A 16626-nucleotide genomic window follows, 5' to 3' on the forward strand; every position below is an offset into this window, starting at 1 on the left:
CTGCGCTGCCCCATGGACGCCGAGCACCCCTACGCCGTGCCCGGTGGCTCGCGCCGCCTGGCGCAACTGCCGCCCACCCTGGTGCTGAGCGGGGCCGACGACCCGATGCGCGACGAAGCCCGCGCCTACGCCGAGAAGCTGGGCCAGGCCGGTATCGATGTCACCTACCGTGTATTGCCCGCCGCAGGCTGGCCCGAAACCTTGATTGGCCCGCCCGTGGGTGAATGCGCCTTTGCGGTCACTGTTCGCGAGCACCTGCGCGAATTCTTCCATCCCGCTGCGACAGGTGCAGCCGCAGCCCCAGGGTGTTGATGCCGTAGCGGCCCCACCCACGTAAACCGCCCCTAGCCGTTGACCTGGCCCATTGAGCCCAGGCTGGCCGCCGCATGGACTGTTGATGCGGCGCACCGAGACAAACCCGCCTTTGCGCACCCCTTTTGCCGGGGTTTGCAGCGGCAGCTTTTTTTGTTTTTGACTTTTGTTGATTTGAAGACCGGAGGATTTGCCATGAACAACGCTGAAAAAACCAACCCATCCACCCCACAAATGCGCCGCAGCGTGGTCTGGACCACCGCCGCCGTTGTCACGGCTGCCGCCGCCGCCATTGGCATCAGCTTTGGAGTGCACAGCAGCAACGCTGTCGCCAACGACGCACCGGTCGCGCCGCCGGCAATTCCGGTGTCGGTGGCGACGGTGGCCGAGAGCCAGGTCAACGCCTGGTCGGAATTCTCTGGCCGTATGGAGGCGGTGGAACGTGTGGACATTCGCTCGCGCGTCTCCGGCGCCGTGCAATCGGTGCATTTCCGCGAAGGTGCGCTGGTGCAAAAGGGCGACCTGCTGATCACCATAGACCCCGCACCGTATGCCGCCGAAGTGGAGCGCAGCCAGGCCCAGCTGGCCGCCGCCCAGGCCCGCGTGCAACACACACAAAGTGAACATGAACGCGCCAAACGCCTGTGGGCCGAACAAGCCATCGCCCAGCGTGAACTGGACGAACGGGTGAACGCGCTGCGTGAAGCCGAAGCCAACCTGCGTGCCGCGCAAGCCGGCCTGCAAACCACCAAGCTCAGCCTGGACTACACCCAGGTGCGTGCACCCGTGGCGGGCCGTGTGGGCAAGCTCGAAGTCACCGTGGGCAACCTGGTGGCCTCGGGCCCCGGCGCACCGGTGTTGACCACGCTGGTGTCCATCAGCCCGATCTACGCCAGCTTTGATGCCGACGAAGGTGTGATCGCCCGCGCCTTGAAAGACCTGCCCAGCCACAACGGCGCGCGTGCGTTGAACAGCATCCCCGTGCAAATGGGCACCGCTGCCACCAGCGACACACCGATCAAGGGCCGCCTGCAATTGGTCGACAACCAGGTCGACGCCAAGAGCGGCACGCTGCGTGTGCGCGCCATTTTTGACAATGCCGACGGCAGCCTGATCCCCGGCCAGTTTGCGCGTATCCGTATGGGCCAACCCAAGTCCGAGACCGCCGTGCTGGTGAACGAACGCGCCGTGGGCACCGACCAGGACAAGAAGTTTGTGATGCTGGTCGGCGCCGACAACACCGTGGCCTACCGCGAAGTCACGCTGGGTGCATCGGTCAACGGCCTGCGTGTGGTCACCAAGGGCCTGGCCGCTGGCGACCGCCTGGTCGTGAACGGCCTGCAACGTGTGCGCCCTGGCGCGGTGGTCGCGCCAGAAGTGGTGCCCATGGACGGCAGCAAACCAGTTGCAGCCCAAGCGGAAAAACTCGCGAAATCCTGAGAGAGAAATTCTCTACGGAGCCATAAAACATGAACTTCACTAAATTTTTTATCGACCGCCCGATTTTTGCGGGTGTGCTGTCGGTACTCATCTTTGTGTCGGGGCTGCTGGCCCTGCGCAGCCTGCCGATTTCCGAGTACCCCGAAGTGGCTCCGCCGCAAGTCGTGGTGCGTGCGCAATACCCCGGCGCCAACCCCAAGGTGATCGCCGAGACCGTGGCCACGCCACTGGAAGAGCAGATCAACGGTGTGGAAGGCATGCTCTACATGGGCAGCCAGGCCACGACGGATGGCGTGATGACGCTGACCGTGACCTTCAAGCTCGGCACCGACCCCGACAAGGCGCAACAACTGGTGCAGAACCGCGTCTCGCAAGCCGAGCCACGCCTGCCCGAAGAAGTGCGCCGCCTGGGTGTGACCACCGTCAAGAGCGCGCCCGACCTGACCATGGTGGTGCACCTGGTCTCGCCGAACAACCGCTACGACATGAACTACCTGCGCAACTACGCGGTGCTCAACATCAAAGACCGTCTGGCGCGCATCCAGGGCGTGGGCCAGGTGCAGATCTTTGGCGGCGGCGACTACGCCATGCGTGTCTGGCTCGATCCACAAAAGGTGGCGCAGCGTGGCCTGTCGGCCAGCGACGTGGTGGCGGCCATCCGTGGCCAGAACATCCAGGCGGCCGCCGGTGTGGTCGGTGCATCACCCGGCCAGCCGGGTGTGGACATGCAATTGTCGATCAACGCCCAGGGCCGCCTGCAAAGTGAAGAAGAATTTGGCGACATCATCGTCAAGAGTGGCACCGACGGCGCCGTGACCCGGTTGCGCGACATCGGCCGCCTGGAAATGGGCGCTGCCGACTACTCGCTGCGCTCGCTGCTGAACAACGACCCCGCCGTGGGCATGGGTGTGTTCCAGTCGCCCGGCTCCAACGCACTCGACATCTCGTCCAACGTGCGCAAAACCATGGCCGAGTTGCAGCAAAACATGCCTGAGGGTGTGGAGTTCCGCATCGCCTACGACCCCACGCAATTTGTGCGTGCCTCGATTGAATCGGTGATCCACACGCTGCTCGAAGCGATTGCGCTGGTGGTGCTGGTGGTGATCCTGTTCCTGCAGACCTGGCGCGCGTCCATCATTCCTTTGCTGGCCGTGCCGGTGTCGGTGGTGGGCACGTTTGCCGTGCTGCACATTCTGGGTTTCTCTATCAACGCGCTAAGCCTGTTTGGCCTGGTGCTGGCCATAGGCATTGTGGTGGACGACGCCATCGTGGTGGTGGAAAACGTAGAACGCAACATCGAAGCCGGCCTGTCGCCACGTGACGCCACCTACCGCGCCATGAAAGAAGTGTCGGGCCCCATCATCGCCATTGCCCTGGTGCTGGTCGCCGTGTTTGTGCCACTGGCCTTCATCAGCGGCCTGACCGGCCAGTTCTACCGCCAGTTCGCGGTGACGATTGCCATCTCCACCGTGATCTCGGCCATCAACTCGCTGACGCTGTCACCGGCGCTCGCCGCTCTGCTGCTGCGCAGCCACGATGCACCCAAAGACGCACTGACACGTGGCATGGACAAGGTGTTTGGTGGTTTCTTCCGTGCCTTCAACCGCTTCTTCCACCGTGGCTCCGAAGCCTATAGCGGCGGCGTGAAGTCCGTCATCGGCCGCAAGACCTTGATGATGGTGATCTACCTGGCGCTGATAGGCGTGACCTTTGGCCTGTTCAAGGCCGTGCCCAGCGGCTTTGTGCCGGCACAAGACAAGCAATACCTGATTGGTTTTGCGCAGTTGCCCGATGGCGCCACGCTGGACCGCACCGAAGACGTGATCAAGCGCATGGGCGACATCGTCAAGCAAAACCCGAACGTCGAGGACGCAATTGCCTTCCCCGGCCTGTCGATCAACGGCTTCACCAACAGCTCCAACTCGGGCATCGTGTTTGCCACGTTGAAGCCTTTTGCAGAGCGCAAGCGCGGCGACCAGAGCGGCGGTGCCGTGGCGGGTCAGTTGAACCAGGCCTTCGGCAGCATCCAGGACGCCTTCATCGTGATGTTCCCACCGCCACCTGTGGCGGGTCTGGGCACCACTGGCGGCTTCAAGCTGCAACTCGAAGACCGTGGTGGCCTGGGTTACGACGAGATGGACAAGGCCGTCAAAGCCTTCATGGCCAAGGCCTACCAGACGCCTGAACTCGCTGGCATGTTCACCAGCTGGCAGGTCAACGTGCCGCAGCTCTACGCCGACATCGACCGCACCAAGGCGCGCCAGCTCGGTGTGCCGGTGACCGACATCTTCGACACCATGCAGATCTACCTGGGCAGCCTGTACGCCAACGACTTCAACAAGTTCGGCCGCACCTACAGCGTGCGTGTGCAGGCCGATGCGCCCTACCGCGCGCGCGCCGAAGACGTGGGCCTGCTGAAGGTGCGCTCGTCCTCGGGCGAGATGGTGCCGCTGTCGGCGCTGATGAAGGTGAACTCCAGCTTCGGCCCGGAACGCGCCATGCGCTACAACGGCTACCTGGCCGCCGACATCAACGGTGGCCCGGCGCCCGGCTTCTCGTCCGGCCAGGCGCAGGATGCGATCAACCGCATTGCCGCTGAAACCCTGCCCAAGGGTGTGAGCTTTGAGTGGACTGAGCTGACCTACCAGGAAATCCTGGCCGGCAACTCTGCGCTGCTGGTGTTCCCGCTGGCGATTCTGCTGGTGTTCCTGGTGTTGGCCGCGCAATACGAAAGCCTGACGCTTCCGCTGGCCATCATCTTGATCGTGCCCATGGGCATACTGGCGGCCATGACCGGCGTGTGGATACACGGCGGCGACAACAACGTGTTCACACAAATCGGGCTCATTGTGCTGGTCGGCCTCAGCGCGAAGAACGCGATCCTGATCGTCGAGTTTGCACGCGAGTTGGAGTTTGCTGGTCGTACGCCCATCCAGGCGGCGATTGAAGCCAGCCGGCTGCGCCTGCGCCCGATTCTGATGACCTCGCTGGCCTTTGTGATGGGTGTGCTGCCGCTGGTGCTGTCCACCGGCGCGGGTGCCGAAATGCGCTCGGCCATGGGTGTGGCGGTGTTCGCCGGCATGATTGGTGTGACCGCCTTCGGCCTGTTCCTCACCCCGGTGTTCTACGTGCTGATGCGCCGCCTCGCCGGCAACCGTGCACTCAAGCTGCATGGCACCGAGCCGCATACACAAGATGCGTTTGTGTCTGCCGACCATCCGGCAAGCCATGGTGGCGGCGACATGCGCCCGCTGCCTGCAGCACCGCTGAAGTCCTTGGAATAACCGCCATAGATGAGAGAGCCGCCGCAGCCCCAAAAGCTGCGGCCTCACGAGAGATACGGAGAATCAACATGAAGACCTTCTTATTCCGCCCTGCCCTGGCTCCGCTCTTCGCGGCCCTGGTACTGGCCGGTTGCGCCAACGTGCCGGACGTCGATCCGCAAGCCCTGGCCGCCGCCCCCGCTGCGTTCAAGGAAACCACCGCTGCCGCCAACACCAACACCGGCCGCTGGGTGCAAGCCGCCCCCGCTGAAGCCGCTGACCGTGGTGCCTGGTGGCGCGTGTTCAACGATCCGCAGTTGGACGCACTGATTGCCCAAGCCGCCACCCACAACACCAGCATTGCCGAAGCCGCTTCGCGCTTGGCGCAAGCCCAAGCCTTGCTGCGCACCGCAAAGGCCGACCAGTCGGTGCAAATCAGCGCAAACGGGGGCATCAACCGCGCCGCCGGCGCCGACACCGCTGGCGGCTCCGTGCCGGCCTCGCTGGGCGCGGCCGGTCTGCGCTTTTCGTACGAGCTGGACCTGTTTGGCAAACTCTCGCGCGCCACCAATGCGGCCAGCCTGGACGCACAAGGCCGCGCCGCCCTGCTGCAAAGCACACGCCTGCTGGTACAAGCCGATGTGGCACAAACCTATTTGGCACTGCGCTCGCTCGATGCTGAACGCGCCCTGGTGCGCGAAACCGTGGCCGCATACCGCGACACACTGCGCCTGACCGAACGCCGTCAACAAGCCGGTGACCTGGCCGAGCTAGACGTGGCCCGCGCCAGCACCGAAGTCGCCTCCACCGAATCGGATGCGCTGGCACTCGACCGCCAACGCGCCGCGCTGGAACACGCGCTGGCCGTGCTGGTGGGCGAATCGGCCTCCAGCTTCAGCGTACAAGCGCTCGACCAGGCCGACTGGCGCGCCGCGTTGCCCATCATCCCCACAGGCGTGCCCGCCACTGTGCTCACTCGCCGCCCCGACATCTCGGCCGCGCAAAGCAACCTGCTGGCCGCACAGGCACGCGTGGGCGTGGCGCAAACCGCCTGGTACCCCAACGTTTCGCTCACCGCAGCGGGCGGCTATGCCTCCACCGAACTCGGCGACGTGTTCAGTTGGGGCGCCCGTGCCTGGGGTGTGGGTGCGCTGCTGTCGTTGCCCATCTTCGACGGCGGCCGCCGTGAAGCCGGTGTGGCGCAAGCACAAGCCCAGCTAGACGGTGCCAGCGCCGCCTATCGTGGCCAGGTGCTCGGCGCCTTCAAAGAGGTGGAAGACCAACTGGCTGCACTGCGCCTGCTGAGCGAACAAACCCAGGCCCAGGACCGCGCAGTCGAATCAGCCACCCGCGCCACACGCATCAGCGATGTGCGTTACCGCAACGGCCTGGTGAGCCAGCTCGACCTGTTGGACGCGCGCCGCAGCGAACTGCGCAACCGCCGCCAGGCCGTGGAAGTGCGCTCGGCGCAATACCAATCGACCGTGATGCTGATCCGGGCGCTGGGTGGTGGTTGGGATGTGCCGGTGCAGGGCACCGTGGCCGCACCGCAGGCCCTGGCCAGCGCCAATACGACAAACTAAGCGTAACAAAGGCGTTAACGCCGAAAGCGCCCCAATACATGCCATTCGATGGCAGGTATTGGGGCGCAAACTTCTTCGAACCACAAACTCGAAGGAGCCAACATGCCCCCCCTGTCACTCGACCCCAACGCCCCGGGCGATTTTGACTTCATCATGGGCCACTGGACCGTTCAGCACCAGCGGCTCAATCTGCGCCTGGTCAACTGCCAGGAATGGACCAGGTTCAAAGGCGAATCGTCGACCACCAAAATCCTCGGTGGTTATGGCAATCTGGAAGACAACCTCCTGCACTTTCCAGAAGGCTCGGTGCGCGCCGTAGCCATGCGTTCGTACAGCCACGACAGCAACACCTGGTCGATCTGGTGGCTGGACATGCGCAACGCCAGCGCACTGGACACCCCGGTGCGTGGCCGGTTCAACAACGGTGTAGGCAGCTTCTACGCCGACGACATCCTCGACGGCAAACCGATACGCGTGCGCTTCATCTGGACACCAGGTCATACAAACAGTCCGCGCTGGGAGCAGGCGTTTTCAGCCGATGGCGGCGCCACTTGGGAGACCAACTGGGTCATGGACTTCTCGCGGGCGACCTGAAGCTGTTCAGGGCCTAGGGGTCGCAGCCAAAACTGCGCCAAACCATTCTCATCTGCGGCCATCTGCGGTCATTTGCGACAATTCCCACCCCAGGTGGCCCGCATCAGCACCACGCACGACCGACGCGGCGAACCAGCCGACTCCCCCTCTCTCTGCCGGCCTTATACAGTCCAAATTTTGTTACATCTAAATACAAATAGAATCATTTGATTAGACACCTTTTCAAAATCAACATGCCCGTCCCACGCATCCTCACTTCTTTTCGTCACACTCTGAGCAGTTTGATCGTCATCACCAGTGGCGCTTTTCTGGTCGCCTGCGGCGGCGGCGACGGCCACACAAACCTCTTGTCGGCAGGCGCAGGTACAGCCAACTCCTACAGCATCGCAGGCTCGGTCAGTGATTTGGCTGGTAGCGGCCTGGTATTGCAAAACAATGCGGGCGACGATCTGGCGGTTTCGGCCAACGGCAGCTTCACCTTTGCCACAACCGTGACCAGCGGTGCGGCTTACAACGTCTCGGTGCGCACCCAACCTAGCGCGCCCGCGCAAACTTGCACGGTGGCGAACGGCTCGGGGCAAGCCAATACTGCCATCTCCAACGTAGCGGTCACCTGCGTCACTACACCGGTTTACACGGTGGGCGGTACGGTCAGCGGGCTGGTCGGCAGCGGCTTGGTGCTGCAAAACAAGGGTGCCGACAACCTGGCAGTTTCAGCCGATGGCAACTTCACATTTGCCACGGCGGCAGTCATCGGCGGCACCTATAACGTGACGGTGCAGACCCAGCCCCGCGTACCTGCGCAAACCTGCACCGTCACCAGTGGCAGCGGCACGATCAGTGCTTCGGTCACCAATATTGCGATCAACTGCATCACACCGATCGGGCGTTTTGCGTACATAACCAACAGCGGCAGCAATTCCGTGTCCGCGTATGCCATCAACGCCAGTACTGGCGCGTTGACTTCGATTGGCTCCGTCACAACTGGAAGCGCCAACCCGAACGCCGTGGCGGCGGATCCATCGGGCAAGTTTGTCTATGCGTCAAATGCCAACGGCGGCGGCAATCTAAGCTCCTACACCGTCGATGCCAGCACGGGGGCACTGACAACCTCGGGCTCATTGGTCACAGGCACCAATCAGAACTCGGTAACCGTAGCACCGTCAGGCAAATTTGCATACAGTCTCAACACGGCCCTTAACTCTGTGACTGCTTATGCGATCAACACCAGCACAGGAGCATTGACGCAGACAACATCGATCAGCACCGGGACCCAACCCCGCGACATCACCATCGAGCCTTCTGGCAGGTTTGCCTACGTCGCCAATACCATGAGCAATAGCGTCTCTGCCTATGCCCTCAATGCAGACACAGGGGCCATGACATTGATTGCCCATATCACGGTTGGCAGTCTCCCCAACGCTGTCATCTCGGATGCATCCGGCAAGTTCGTCTACGTGATCTATCCCTTCAGCAACACCATATCTGCCCACACCATCGACGCAAGTTCGGGAATTCTCACGCAAGTGGCCACCTTCTCAACCGGAGCCCATCCGACGACAGCAGCCTCGGACGCATCGGCCAAATTCGTGTACGTGGTGAACTCCTCCGACAACACCGTATCCGCCTGGGCCATCAACACCAGCACCGGGGGGCTGACGCTAGTGGGAACTGTCGCAACTGGCACCTATCCGACGGCAGTGACCGTGGACCCATCTGGCAAATTTGTTTATGTCGCGAACGTGAACGACAACACGGTGTCCATCTACTCCGTGAACGCCGCCACGGGCGCATTAACAGCGGCGGGAACCATGGCCGGCCTCGCAGGTCCCACGGCCATCGTCATCACCAAGTAGTTTCCACGCCATGGGGCCAGGGCCATGCTGGCGGCGACGCCTCTCCCTGGCGCATTTCGCCCCAACAACATGGTCGGCAAATGCGCTTTCTGCCGCATCTGCGTCTGCTACGCGGCGTGGCCGCCGTGGCCGATGCAGGCTGCAGCCAACAGGCTGACGCGCAACTGCCCGTGGCGCAATCCTCTTTGGCCCGCTCCGTGGCCCGATGATCCACGGCCGCTGCAGCGCATCAGGGCATGGGGCAGGCACTCGCCCCACTGCACAAAAAAGCGCAAGGAGATGACATGCCGCTCGCCCTCGCCCCCAACACTTCGCGCGACTTCAACTTCATCATCAGCCACTGAAACGTGGCACACCGCCGCCTCAAACAGCGGCTGGCCGGCTTTATAGTCGGCCCATGCTTTTTCTCCCCCACCTGCACCTGCTGCGCTTCATCGCCGCCGTGGCCGAAGCGGGCAGCAGCCAGCAAGCCGCCGCGCAATTACATGTGGCGCAGTCGTCCGTGGCGCGCGCCGTGGCACGCTTGGAGCAGGTGTTGACAGTCGCCCTGTTTGAACGCGCGGCGCGCGGCATGCTGCCCACGCCGCAAGGGCGCCAGTTGGCCGTGCGTGCGGCCCGCGCGCTGCAGCAATTCGCCGCTGCAGACCAACACCGCAACCGACGCACACAGCCAGAAGCCTGGCACACCAGCCCGCTGGCACGCGGCATCGGCCTGCGCCACATCCAGGCGCTGCAAGCCCTGGCACACGGCGGCAGCGAAAGCGCTGCGGCAGCAGCCCTGGGCATCAGTCAATCGGCGGTGCACCAATCGCTTGCACAGTTGGAACACATGGCCGGTGCAGCCTTGTTCATCCGCTCGCGCAATGGCCTCAAGCTCGACGACAGCGGCGAAGCTGTGCTGCAAGCCGCGCGGCTGGCCTTGGCCGAACTCCGCCAGGCCGACGACGAGTGGCACACAGCACAAGGCCCGCTGCAAGGGCGACTGGTGGTGGGCACGTTGCCGTTTTCCACCGCCATGCTGCTGCCGCCGGCGGTGGAGCAAGTCCTGGCGCGCGAGCCCGGCGTGCAGCTCACCATCATCGACGGCACCTTCGATGCACTGGTGCAGCAGTTGCGCCGCGCCGAGGTCGACTTCATCATCGGCGCGCTGCGCGATCAGCCACCTGCCGACGATGTGGCGCAAGAGGTGTTGTTCGACGACGAACTGGCCGTGGTCGTGCGCGGCGGTCACCCGCTGGCGCTCAAGCGCCGGCTGGCCTGGTCGCACCTGCGCAACGCACCGTGGGTGCTGCCCATGCCCAACACCCCGGCCGAGGCCGCGCTGCGCCACATCCTGCAAGCCGCCAAGCTCCCGTTCCCGGCCGAACAGTTGCGCGCCAACAGCGCGCTGATGATGCAGGCCATGCTGGCCAACAGCGACCGGCTGGCGCTGATGGCGCCGCGCCAGGTGGCGCGCGAGATCAAGGCCGGCCTGCTCGCGCAACTGCGCCTGCCCACGGCCTACACCGAGCGACGCATAGGCCTGATGCGGCGCCGCAACTACCTGCCCACGCCTGCCGCGAGCGCCTTGCTGGAAGCCTTTGATGACATCTCCCGCATCTTGCAGGGGCCGCATTCAAAACCGATCCAATAAGCAAATTGCATAGCTCAACAGGGCTTTGCATTGGACGCCTGCCGCGCACCGACTCACACTACGGCCCAGCCCAAGCAGCCAGACGATGCTGCGAGGACATTCGAACAACGAGACGGAGACAAGCCCCATGCAAAAACGCCACCTTCTTCACGCGGGCGTACGCGCCGTTGCCGCCGCAGCCCTGACCCTGGGTCTGGGCAGCACCGCTTTCGCCCAAGACAACAGCTTCAAGGTCGGCCTGATCCTGCCGCTGACCGGCCCCTTCGCCTCCACCGGCAAACAGCTGGAGGCCGCCGCGCGTTTGTACATCGCTCAAAACGGCGACAGCGTGGGCGGCAAGAAACTGCAGTTGATCGTCAAAGACGACACCGGCCTGCCCGAGGTCAGCAAACGCCTGGCGCAGGAACTGGTGGTCACCGACAAGGTGCAGGTGCTCGCCGGCTTTGGGCTCACGCCGCTGGCCATGGCCACGGCACCCATCGCTAGCCAATCCAAAACGCCCATGGTGGTGATGGCTGCGGCCACCGCCAGCATCACCGAAGCCTCGCCCTACATCGTGCGCACCAGCTTCACCGTGCCACAGGTGGTCACGGTGCTGGCCGATTGGGCGGCGAAGAACAACATCAAGAAGGTGGTCACCCTGGTCACCGACTATGCACCCGGCGTCGATTCTGAAACCTGGTTCAACCAGCGCTTCGTGGCGCAAGGCGGCACGGTGGTGGAGAGCCTGCGCGTGCCGTTGCGCAATCCCGACTTCGCGCCTTTCCTGCAAAAAGTACGCGACATCAAGCCGGATGCGCTGTTCACCTTTGTGCCGTCTGGCGTGGGTGCAGCGCTGATGAAGCAGTTTTCCGAGCGCGGCATGGACAAGGCCGGCATTCGCGTGATTGCCGAAGGCAGCGTCACCGACGACGACATTCTGGACGGCATGGGCGAGGTGGCGTTGGGTGTGGTCTCGACACACCATTACTCGGCATCGCACAACTCACCCACCAACAAGGCATTTGTCGAAGCCTTTGGCAAAGCCAATGGCGGCGCACGCCCCAACTTCATGGCCGTAGGGGCATATGACGGCATGCATGTGATCTACGACGCGGCCAAGGCCACCAAGGGTGAAGGCGGCGACGCCTTGCTGCAAGCCATGAAGGGCCAGAGCTTCGAGAGCCCGCGCGGTCCGGTGCTGATCGATCCGCAAACCCGCGATGTGGTGCACAACATCTATGTGCGCAAGGTTGAAAAAGTCGGCGGCCAACTCTGGAACACCGAAATGCAGACCTTTACCGCCGTCAAAGACCCGGCCAAAGCGGCCAAGTAATTCCGCCACCATGCAAACACTGGTTCTTCTTCCTGGCCTGATGTGTGATGCACATGTCTGGACCCCTCTCTACCCCTGGCTGCCCCAGCACATCAAACCCTGGGTCGCCGACTATGGCATGGCGCAGAACCTGCAGGTCATGGCCCATCAAGTGCTGGCACAAGCACCGCCAAGCTTTGCCTTGGCGGGCCATTCCATGGGCGGCCGGGTGGCACTGGAAGTGGTGCGCATGGCGCCACAGCGTGTGACACACCTGGCGCTGCTCGACACCGGCTACCTGGCCCGCCCCGGCGGTGACGCCGGTGAACGCGAAGCCAGCAAACGCTACGAACTGCTGGAGCTGGCCCGCCACCAAGGGGTGCGCGCCATGGCCCAAACCTGGGTGCAAGGCATGGTGCATCCCGCGCGCCTGCAGGATACCGCCTTGGTGAATGCGGTGCTGGACATGTTCGACTTGAAAACCGCAGATATTTTTGCCTGCCAGATCAAGGCACTGCTGGACCGCCCCGATGCTTCGGACGTGCTGCGCGCGCTGCGCATACCCACGCTGCTGCAGTGCGGCGCACAGGACAGCTGGGCCTCGCCCGCGCAACATGCCGAAATGCATCTACTCGTGCCACACGCCCAGATGGACGTGATTGCAGAAGCCGGCCACATGGCACCCATGGAGCAAGCGCAGGCCGTGGCCGCCAGCCTGCTGCGCTGCTTGCAACGCTGAAGAAGCGCTTGGGCGCCCTGCGTGCGCCCCAAACATAGGTGCCGCTGGGTACAAACCTGCACCGGTGAAGCGCTGCGGCCGCAAGGCCAGTGACTGCCGAGACTACGGGTATTGGCCCGTGTATTTAATCTGCCCGGGCGGCTCGCTCTATAGTGCGGGGCAACACGTCTATGGCAGCTTTTTTCCGTTTCCTTCCCACCCGGCTCGCGGCATGTATGGCGGCGGCTGGTGGTCTCCCCCTGGCCATCTCTGCACAAGCCATACCAGAGCCCGCTGCCGAACGCCCCGAGATCACCGACCCGCCGGCACTGCGCGCCATGGTGGTCACGGCCACCCGCACCGAGGTCGACCCCATAGACCTGCCCGCCTCGATCGACCGCATAGACGGCCAGGGCATACGGCTGGGCCACGCGCAGGTCAACATCTCCGAGAGCTTGGGCGGCGTGCCCGGCCTGGCCGCACGCGACCGGCAAAACTACGCGCAAGACGTGCAGATCTCGGTGCGCGGCTTCGGCGCACGCGCCAGCTTCGGCATTCGCGGCGTGCGGCTTTATGTCGATCAGATTCCCGCCACCCTGCCCGATGGCCAGGGCCAGATCTCACACGTCGATCTGTCGTCGGCCGGGCGCATAGAAGTGCTGCGTGGACCGTTCTCGGCGCTGTACGGCAACTCCTCCGGTGGTGTGCTGCAGGTGTTCACCGAAGAAGGCCAGGGCGCGCCACGCCTCACGCTCTCGGCGGGTGTGGGCAGCGATGGCCTGCGGCGCTACGGCGTGCAGGCCAGCGGCAATTCAGCTCATTCGGATGACGGCGACAGCGGCGTGGGCTACGTGGTGTCGGCCAGCCAGTTCAACACCGATGGCTACCGCGACCACAGCCAGGCCGAGCGTAGCTTGGCCAACGCCAAACTCACTTTGAGGCCCACCGACGACGGCAAGCTCACCCTGGTGGCCAACCGCGTGCGACTGCCCGAGGCGCAGGACCCGCTGGGTTTGACGCGTGCGCAGTTCACCGCCAACCCGCGTGGTGTCGACCCCGTGGCACTGACATTCGACACCCGTAAATCCATGGACCAGACCCAGGCCGGCCTGGTATACGAACACCGCGTGAACAGCGCCAATACATTCCAGGTCACGCTGTACGGCGGCGAGCGCAGCACCACGCAATACCAGGCGATTCCGGTAGCGGTACAGCTCAACCCGCTGCACCCCGGCGGCGTGATTGCGCTGGAGCGCAACTACGGCGGCACCGATCTGCGCTGGACCTGGCGCGGCGCGGCAGCGGGCACGCCGCTGACCGTGGTGGCCGGGCTGTCGTACGACGGCCTTTGGGAAAACCGCCGTGGTTATGAAAACTTCGTCGGCAGCACCACCGGCGTGGAAGGCAAGCTGCGCCGCGACGAACGCAACCACGTCACCAGCTTCGACCAATACATACAAGCCGAGTGGAAACCAGCGCCACGCTGGACGGTGAACGCAGGCCTGCGCCACAGCGGCATCCAGTTCGATTCCCAAGACCACTACGTCACGGCGGCCAACCCCAACGACAGCGGCAGCGCCCACTACGGCGCCACCTTGCCCGTGCTGGGCGCGAGCTATGCGCTCGACAACGGCATGCGTGTGTATGCCTCGGCAGGCAAGGGTTTCGAGACCCCGACCTTGAACGAACTGTCGTACCGGCCAAACGGCCAAACCGGCCTGAACTTCGGTTTGACGGCCGCCACCAGCCGCAGCTTTGAAGTCGGACTCAAATCACTCTCGGAGCAAACCGGTGAATGGACCGCCGCCGTGTTCCGCACCGAGACCGACAACGAAATCGCAACCCTGACCAACGTGGGCGGCCGCGCCACCTACCAAAATGCCGGCCGCACGCGCCGCAACGGGCTGGAATTGGGCTGGTCGCAAGAGTTACTGAAGAACCTGCGCGCCCAGGTGGCCTACACCGCACTCGACGCACGCTACTCGGAAGGCCCATCGGCGGGCAAGCGTATTCCCGGGCTGGCACAAAACACGCTGTTTGCCAGCGCCACCTGGGCACCGCCCCAGGGTTGGCGCGCGGGCCTGGAATGGCGCGTGCTGAGCCAGGTCTATGTGAACGACCGGAATTCAGATGCCGCTGCGGGCTACGGCATGGGGTCGGCCTTCGTCGGTTACCTGGCCAAACTTGGCGCCTGGGAAGTGGAGAGTTTTGTTCGCAGCGATAATTTGCTGAACAAACGCTACATCGGCTCGGTCATCGTCAACGAGGGCAATAGCCGCTTCTTTGAACCCGCCCCCGGCCGCACCTGGTTGCTGGGCTTGTCGGCCAGCTTGCCGTTTTAGACCATGGCAGAAGATCTGAACCGGTCACACCTGATGACCCCCAACACCACAACCGAGTCGCTGCCGGCGCAAGACGCTGCGCCGCGCACCGAGGCAGAGCCGTTCACGCCCCTGGGCTTTCTTCGTTTTGCCCTGAGCTTGACCATCTTCTGGGCGCTGGCCTGCTGGGTGCTGCTGGGTCTGCTGCCGCCCTAGAGGCGGCCGCCATTCAAGACGCGGCGTTTGTCCAGCCGCCGCCCAAGGCCCGGAACAGCGCCACCTTGGCCAACAGCTTGGCCTGCTGCAATTGCGCCGCCGCATCTTCTGCGGCATACAAGCTGCGCTGGGTGACCAGCAAGACCAGCAGCGTTTCAGCTCCGGCGCGGTAACGCGACTCGGCAAGTGTGAACGCGCGTTGCGCCTGAGCCAACTCTTCAGCCTGTGCCAGGGCTTGCGCATCGACGCCCGCTACCGCGTTCAGCGCGGTCTCCACATCACCTGCTGCCGCGTGAATGGCCGCTTGGTACTGGGCCAGTAGTTCTTGCTGCTGCGCCAGTGCCAAGTCGCGCCCCGAGGCCAATCGGCCCGCATCGAAAATCGGCGCGGTCAACCCCGCCGCCAGGCTGTAGAAAGGGTTCTCCAACCAGCGGCTCCAGCGCTCGCTTCCCGTCCCCACCCCCGCGTTCAACACAAAGCTGGGCAACATTGCGGCGCGCGCCACCCCCACGTTGGCGGCGGCCGCCGCAAGCTGCGCTTCGGCGCGTGCAATGTCGGGGCGGCGTGTCAGCAAATCAGCGGGCAGACCGGCTCCAATGGTCGGCACCTGCAGGCCAGCCAACACACGCGCGGGCACGCGCGCAGGGGTGGCTTGACCCAACAGCAAGCCGAGCGTGATGCGGCTGTCTTGCGCCTGCTGCTGCAATGCCGCCAAGGCGCGGCGCAAAGACGCCACCTCCCCACGCTGCTGTGCCAGATCGAGTAACGTGGCCGCACCCGCACGTTGGCGCGCGCTGACCACTGCCAACAAGCGCTGGGCATTGGCCAGGTTGCCAGCGGCAATATCGGCGCGCTGCTGCAGCCCCACGGTTTGCAGCCAGGTGCTGGCCACGCTGGCGGTGACGGTTAATTGCACCGTGGCATGGTCGAACACACTGGCGCGCAAGGTGGCGCGGGCGCTGTCACTCTGCAGCCGGTTGCGACCCCAAAAGTCGACCTCGTATTTAGCCCCCAAGCCGGTGCTGTAGGCCGGTGCGTCCAGGCTGGCCTTGCCACCGAGCAAGCCGCTGCGGCTGGCATTCACGCTCGCCGTGAGCTCGGGCCACAAGCTGGCACCTGCGATGCGCGCGGAGGCCTCGGCTTGCTGCACACGCGCCACGGCGGCCGCCACATCCAGGCTTTGCGTTTGCGCCTGAGTAATGAGGCCCGTGAGTTCGTCGCTGCCAAAGCTGCGCCACCAGTCTTGCGATATGACGGCGCCGGATGTGGGCTCTTGCCATGTGGCCGGCAAGGCTGCGACAGCGGGTGTTTGCGCGGCAGGGAGGCTGCTGCAGCCCGCCAGCACCAAGGCCGACAACAGCACAGTCAAGGCTGGTTTGTAGAGTTGTTGAAACAC

13 protein-coding genes are annotated in these 16626 nt (G+C 64.1%); 12 read left to right on the forward strand and 1 reads right to left on the reverse strand.

Annotated features, from left to right (window positions below; genetic code table 11):
* From ACFQ95_RS24335 to ACFQ95_RS24390, 12 genes are all read left to right on the forward strand, one after another.
* The coding region (locus ACFQ95_RS24335) for an alpha/beta hydrolase fold domain-containing protein (protein WP_422835295.1) at positions 1-312 on the forward strand (312 nt) is incomplete at its 5' end.
* Between the two features lie 195 nt (positions 313-507).
* A complete protein-coding gene (locus ACFQ95_RS24340; RefSeq protein ID WP_422835297.1) occupies positions 508-1752 on the forward strand; it encodes an efflux RND transporter periplasmic adaptor subunit in 1245 nt (414 codons plus the stop codon).
* 29 nt (positions 1753-1781) lie between these two features.
* Positions 1782-5036: an efflux RND transporter permease subunit gene (locus ACFQ95_RS24345; protein ID WP_422835298.1), complete on the forward strand. Its 3255-nt coding sequence runs from the start codon at positions 1782-1784 to the stop codon at positions 5034-5036.
* 68 nt (positions 5037-5104) lie between these two features.
* A complete protein-coding gene (locus tag ACFQ95_RS24350) occupies positions 5105-6598 on the forward strand; it encodes an efflux transporter outer membrane subunit (protein ID WP_422835299.1) in 1494 nt (497 codons plus the stop codon).
* 102 nt (positions 6599-6700) lie between these two features.
* Complete coding sequence (locus ACFQ95_RS24355) at positions 6701-7192, forward strand: DUF1579 domain-containing protein (RefSeq protein WP_422835301.1); 492 nt, start codon at positions 6701-6703, stop codon at positions 7190-7192.
* 233 nt (positions 7193-7425) lie between these two features.
* Entirely contained in the window at positions 7426-9048 is a 1623-nt protein-coding gene (locus ACFQ95_RS24360) for a beta-propeller fold lactonase family protein (RefSeq protein ID WP_422835303.1), read from the forward strand.
* Between the two features lie 80 nt (positions 9049-9128).
* A complete protein-coding gene (locus tag ACFQ95_RS24365) occupies positions 9129-9257 on the forward strand; it encodes a hypothetical protein (RefSeq protein ID WP_422835305.1) in 129 nt (42 codons plus the stop codon).
* Positions 9258-9445: 188 nt separating this feature from the next.
* Positions 9446-10681 carry a LysR family transcriptional regulator gene (locus tag ACFQ95_RS24370; protein ID WP_422835306.1) on the forward strand — a complete coding sequence of 412 codons (1236 nt, stop codon included), beginning with the start codon at positions 9446-9448 and terminating at the stop codon, positions 10679-10681.
* Between the two features lie 127 nt (positions 10682-10808).
* Positions 10809-11996 (forward strand): ABC transporter substrate-binding protein, encoded by a 1188-nt coding sequence (locus ACFQ95_RS24375; RefSeq protein ID WP_422835308.1) that lies wholly within the window; start codon positions 10809-10811, stop codon positions 11994-11996.
* 10 nt (positions 11997-12006) lie between these two features.
* Positions 12007-12714, forward strand: a complete 708-nt coding sequence (locus ACFQ95_RS24380) for an alpha/beta fold hydrolase (RefSeq protein WP_422835310.1) — start codon at positions 12007-12009, stop codon at positions 12712-12714.
* Between the two features lie 215 nt (positions 12715-12929).
* Positions 12930-15035: a TonB-dependent receptor family protein gene (locus ACFQ95_RS24385; protein ID WP_422835339.1), complete on the forward strand. Its 2106-nt coding sequence runs from the start codon at positions 12930-12932 to the stop codon at positions 15033-15035.
* A gap of 33 nt (positions 15036-15068) precedes the next feature.
* Positions 15069-15230, forward strand: coding sequence for a hypothetical protein (locus tag ACFQ95_RS24390; protein ID WP_422835312.1), 162 nt, complete (start codon positions 15069-15071; stop codon positions 15228-15230).
* Positions 15231-15243: 13 nt separating this feature from the next.
* On the opposite strand, the gene ACFQ95_RS24395 is transcribed toward ACFQ95_RS24390, so the two are convergent.
* A complete protein-coding gene (locus ACFQ95_RS24395) occupies positions 15244-16626 on the reverse strand; it encodes an efflux transporter outer membrane subunit (RefSeq protein WP_422835314.1) in 1383 nt (460 codons plus the stop codon).

Source organism: Variovorax sp. HJSM1_2, from assembly GCF_049316285.1.
Classification (GTDB): domain Bacteria; phylum Pseudomonadota; class Gammaproteobacteria; order Burkholderiales; family Burkholderiaceae_C; genus Rhodoferax_B.

What these genes read in the sequence shown, in the direction of transcription:
- ACFQ95_RS24340 (WP_422835297.1), top strand. Translation starts at nt 508, where the DNA reads ATGAACAACGCTGAAAAAACCAACCCATCCACCCCACAAATGCGCCGC.
- ACFQ95_RS24345 (WP_422835298.1), top strand. Translation starts at nt 1,782, where the DNA reads ATGAACTTCACTAAATTTTTTATCGACCGCCCGATTTTTGCGGGTGTG.
- ACFQ95_RS24350 (WP_422835299.1), top strand. Translation starts at nt 5,105, where the DNA reads ATGAAGACCTTCTTATTCCGCCCTGCCCTGGCTCCGCTCTTCGCGGCC.
- ACFQ95_RS24355 (WP_422835301.1), top strand. Translation starts at nt 6,701, where the DNA reads ATGCCCCCCCTGTCACTCGACCCCAACGCCCCGGGCGATTTTGACTTC.
- ACFQ95_RS24360 (WP_422835303.1), top strand. Translation starts at nt 7,426, where the DNA reads ATGCCCGTCCCACGCATCCTCACTTCTTTTCGTCACACTCTGAGCAGT.
- ACFQ95_RS24365 (WP_422835305.1), top strand. Translation starts at nt 9,129, where the DNA reads ATGCGCTTTCTGCCGCATCTGCGTCTGCTACGCGGCGTGGCCGCCGTG.
- ACFQ95_RS24370 (WP_422835306.1), top strand. Translation starts at nt 9,446, where the DNA reads ATGCTTTTTCTCCCCCACCTGCACCTGCTGCGCTTCATCGCCGCCGTG.
- ACFQ95_RS24375 (WP_422835308.1), top strand. Translation starts at nt 10,809, where the DNA reads ATGCAAAAACGCCACCTTCTTCACGCGGGCGTACGCGCCGTTGCCGCC.
- ACFQ95_RS24380 (WP_422835310.1), top strand. Translation starts at nt 12,007, where the DNA reads ATGCAAACACTGGTTCTTCTTCCTGGCCTGATGTGTGATGCACATGTC.
- ACFQ95_RS24385 (WP_422835339.1), top strand. Translation starts at nt 12,930, where the DNA reads ATGGCGGCGGCTGGTGGTCTCCCCCTGGCCATCTCTGCACAAGCCATA.
- ACFQ95_RS24390 (WP_422835312.1), top strand. Translation starts at nt 15,069, where the DNA reads ATGACCCCCAACACCACAACCGAGTCGCTGCCGGCGCAAGACGCTGCG.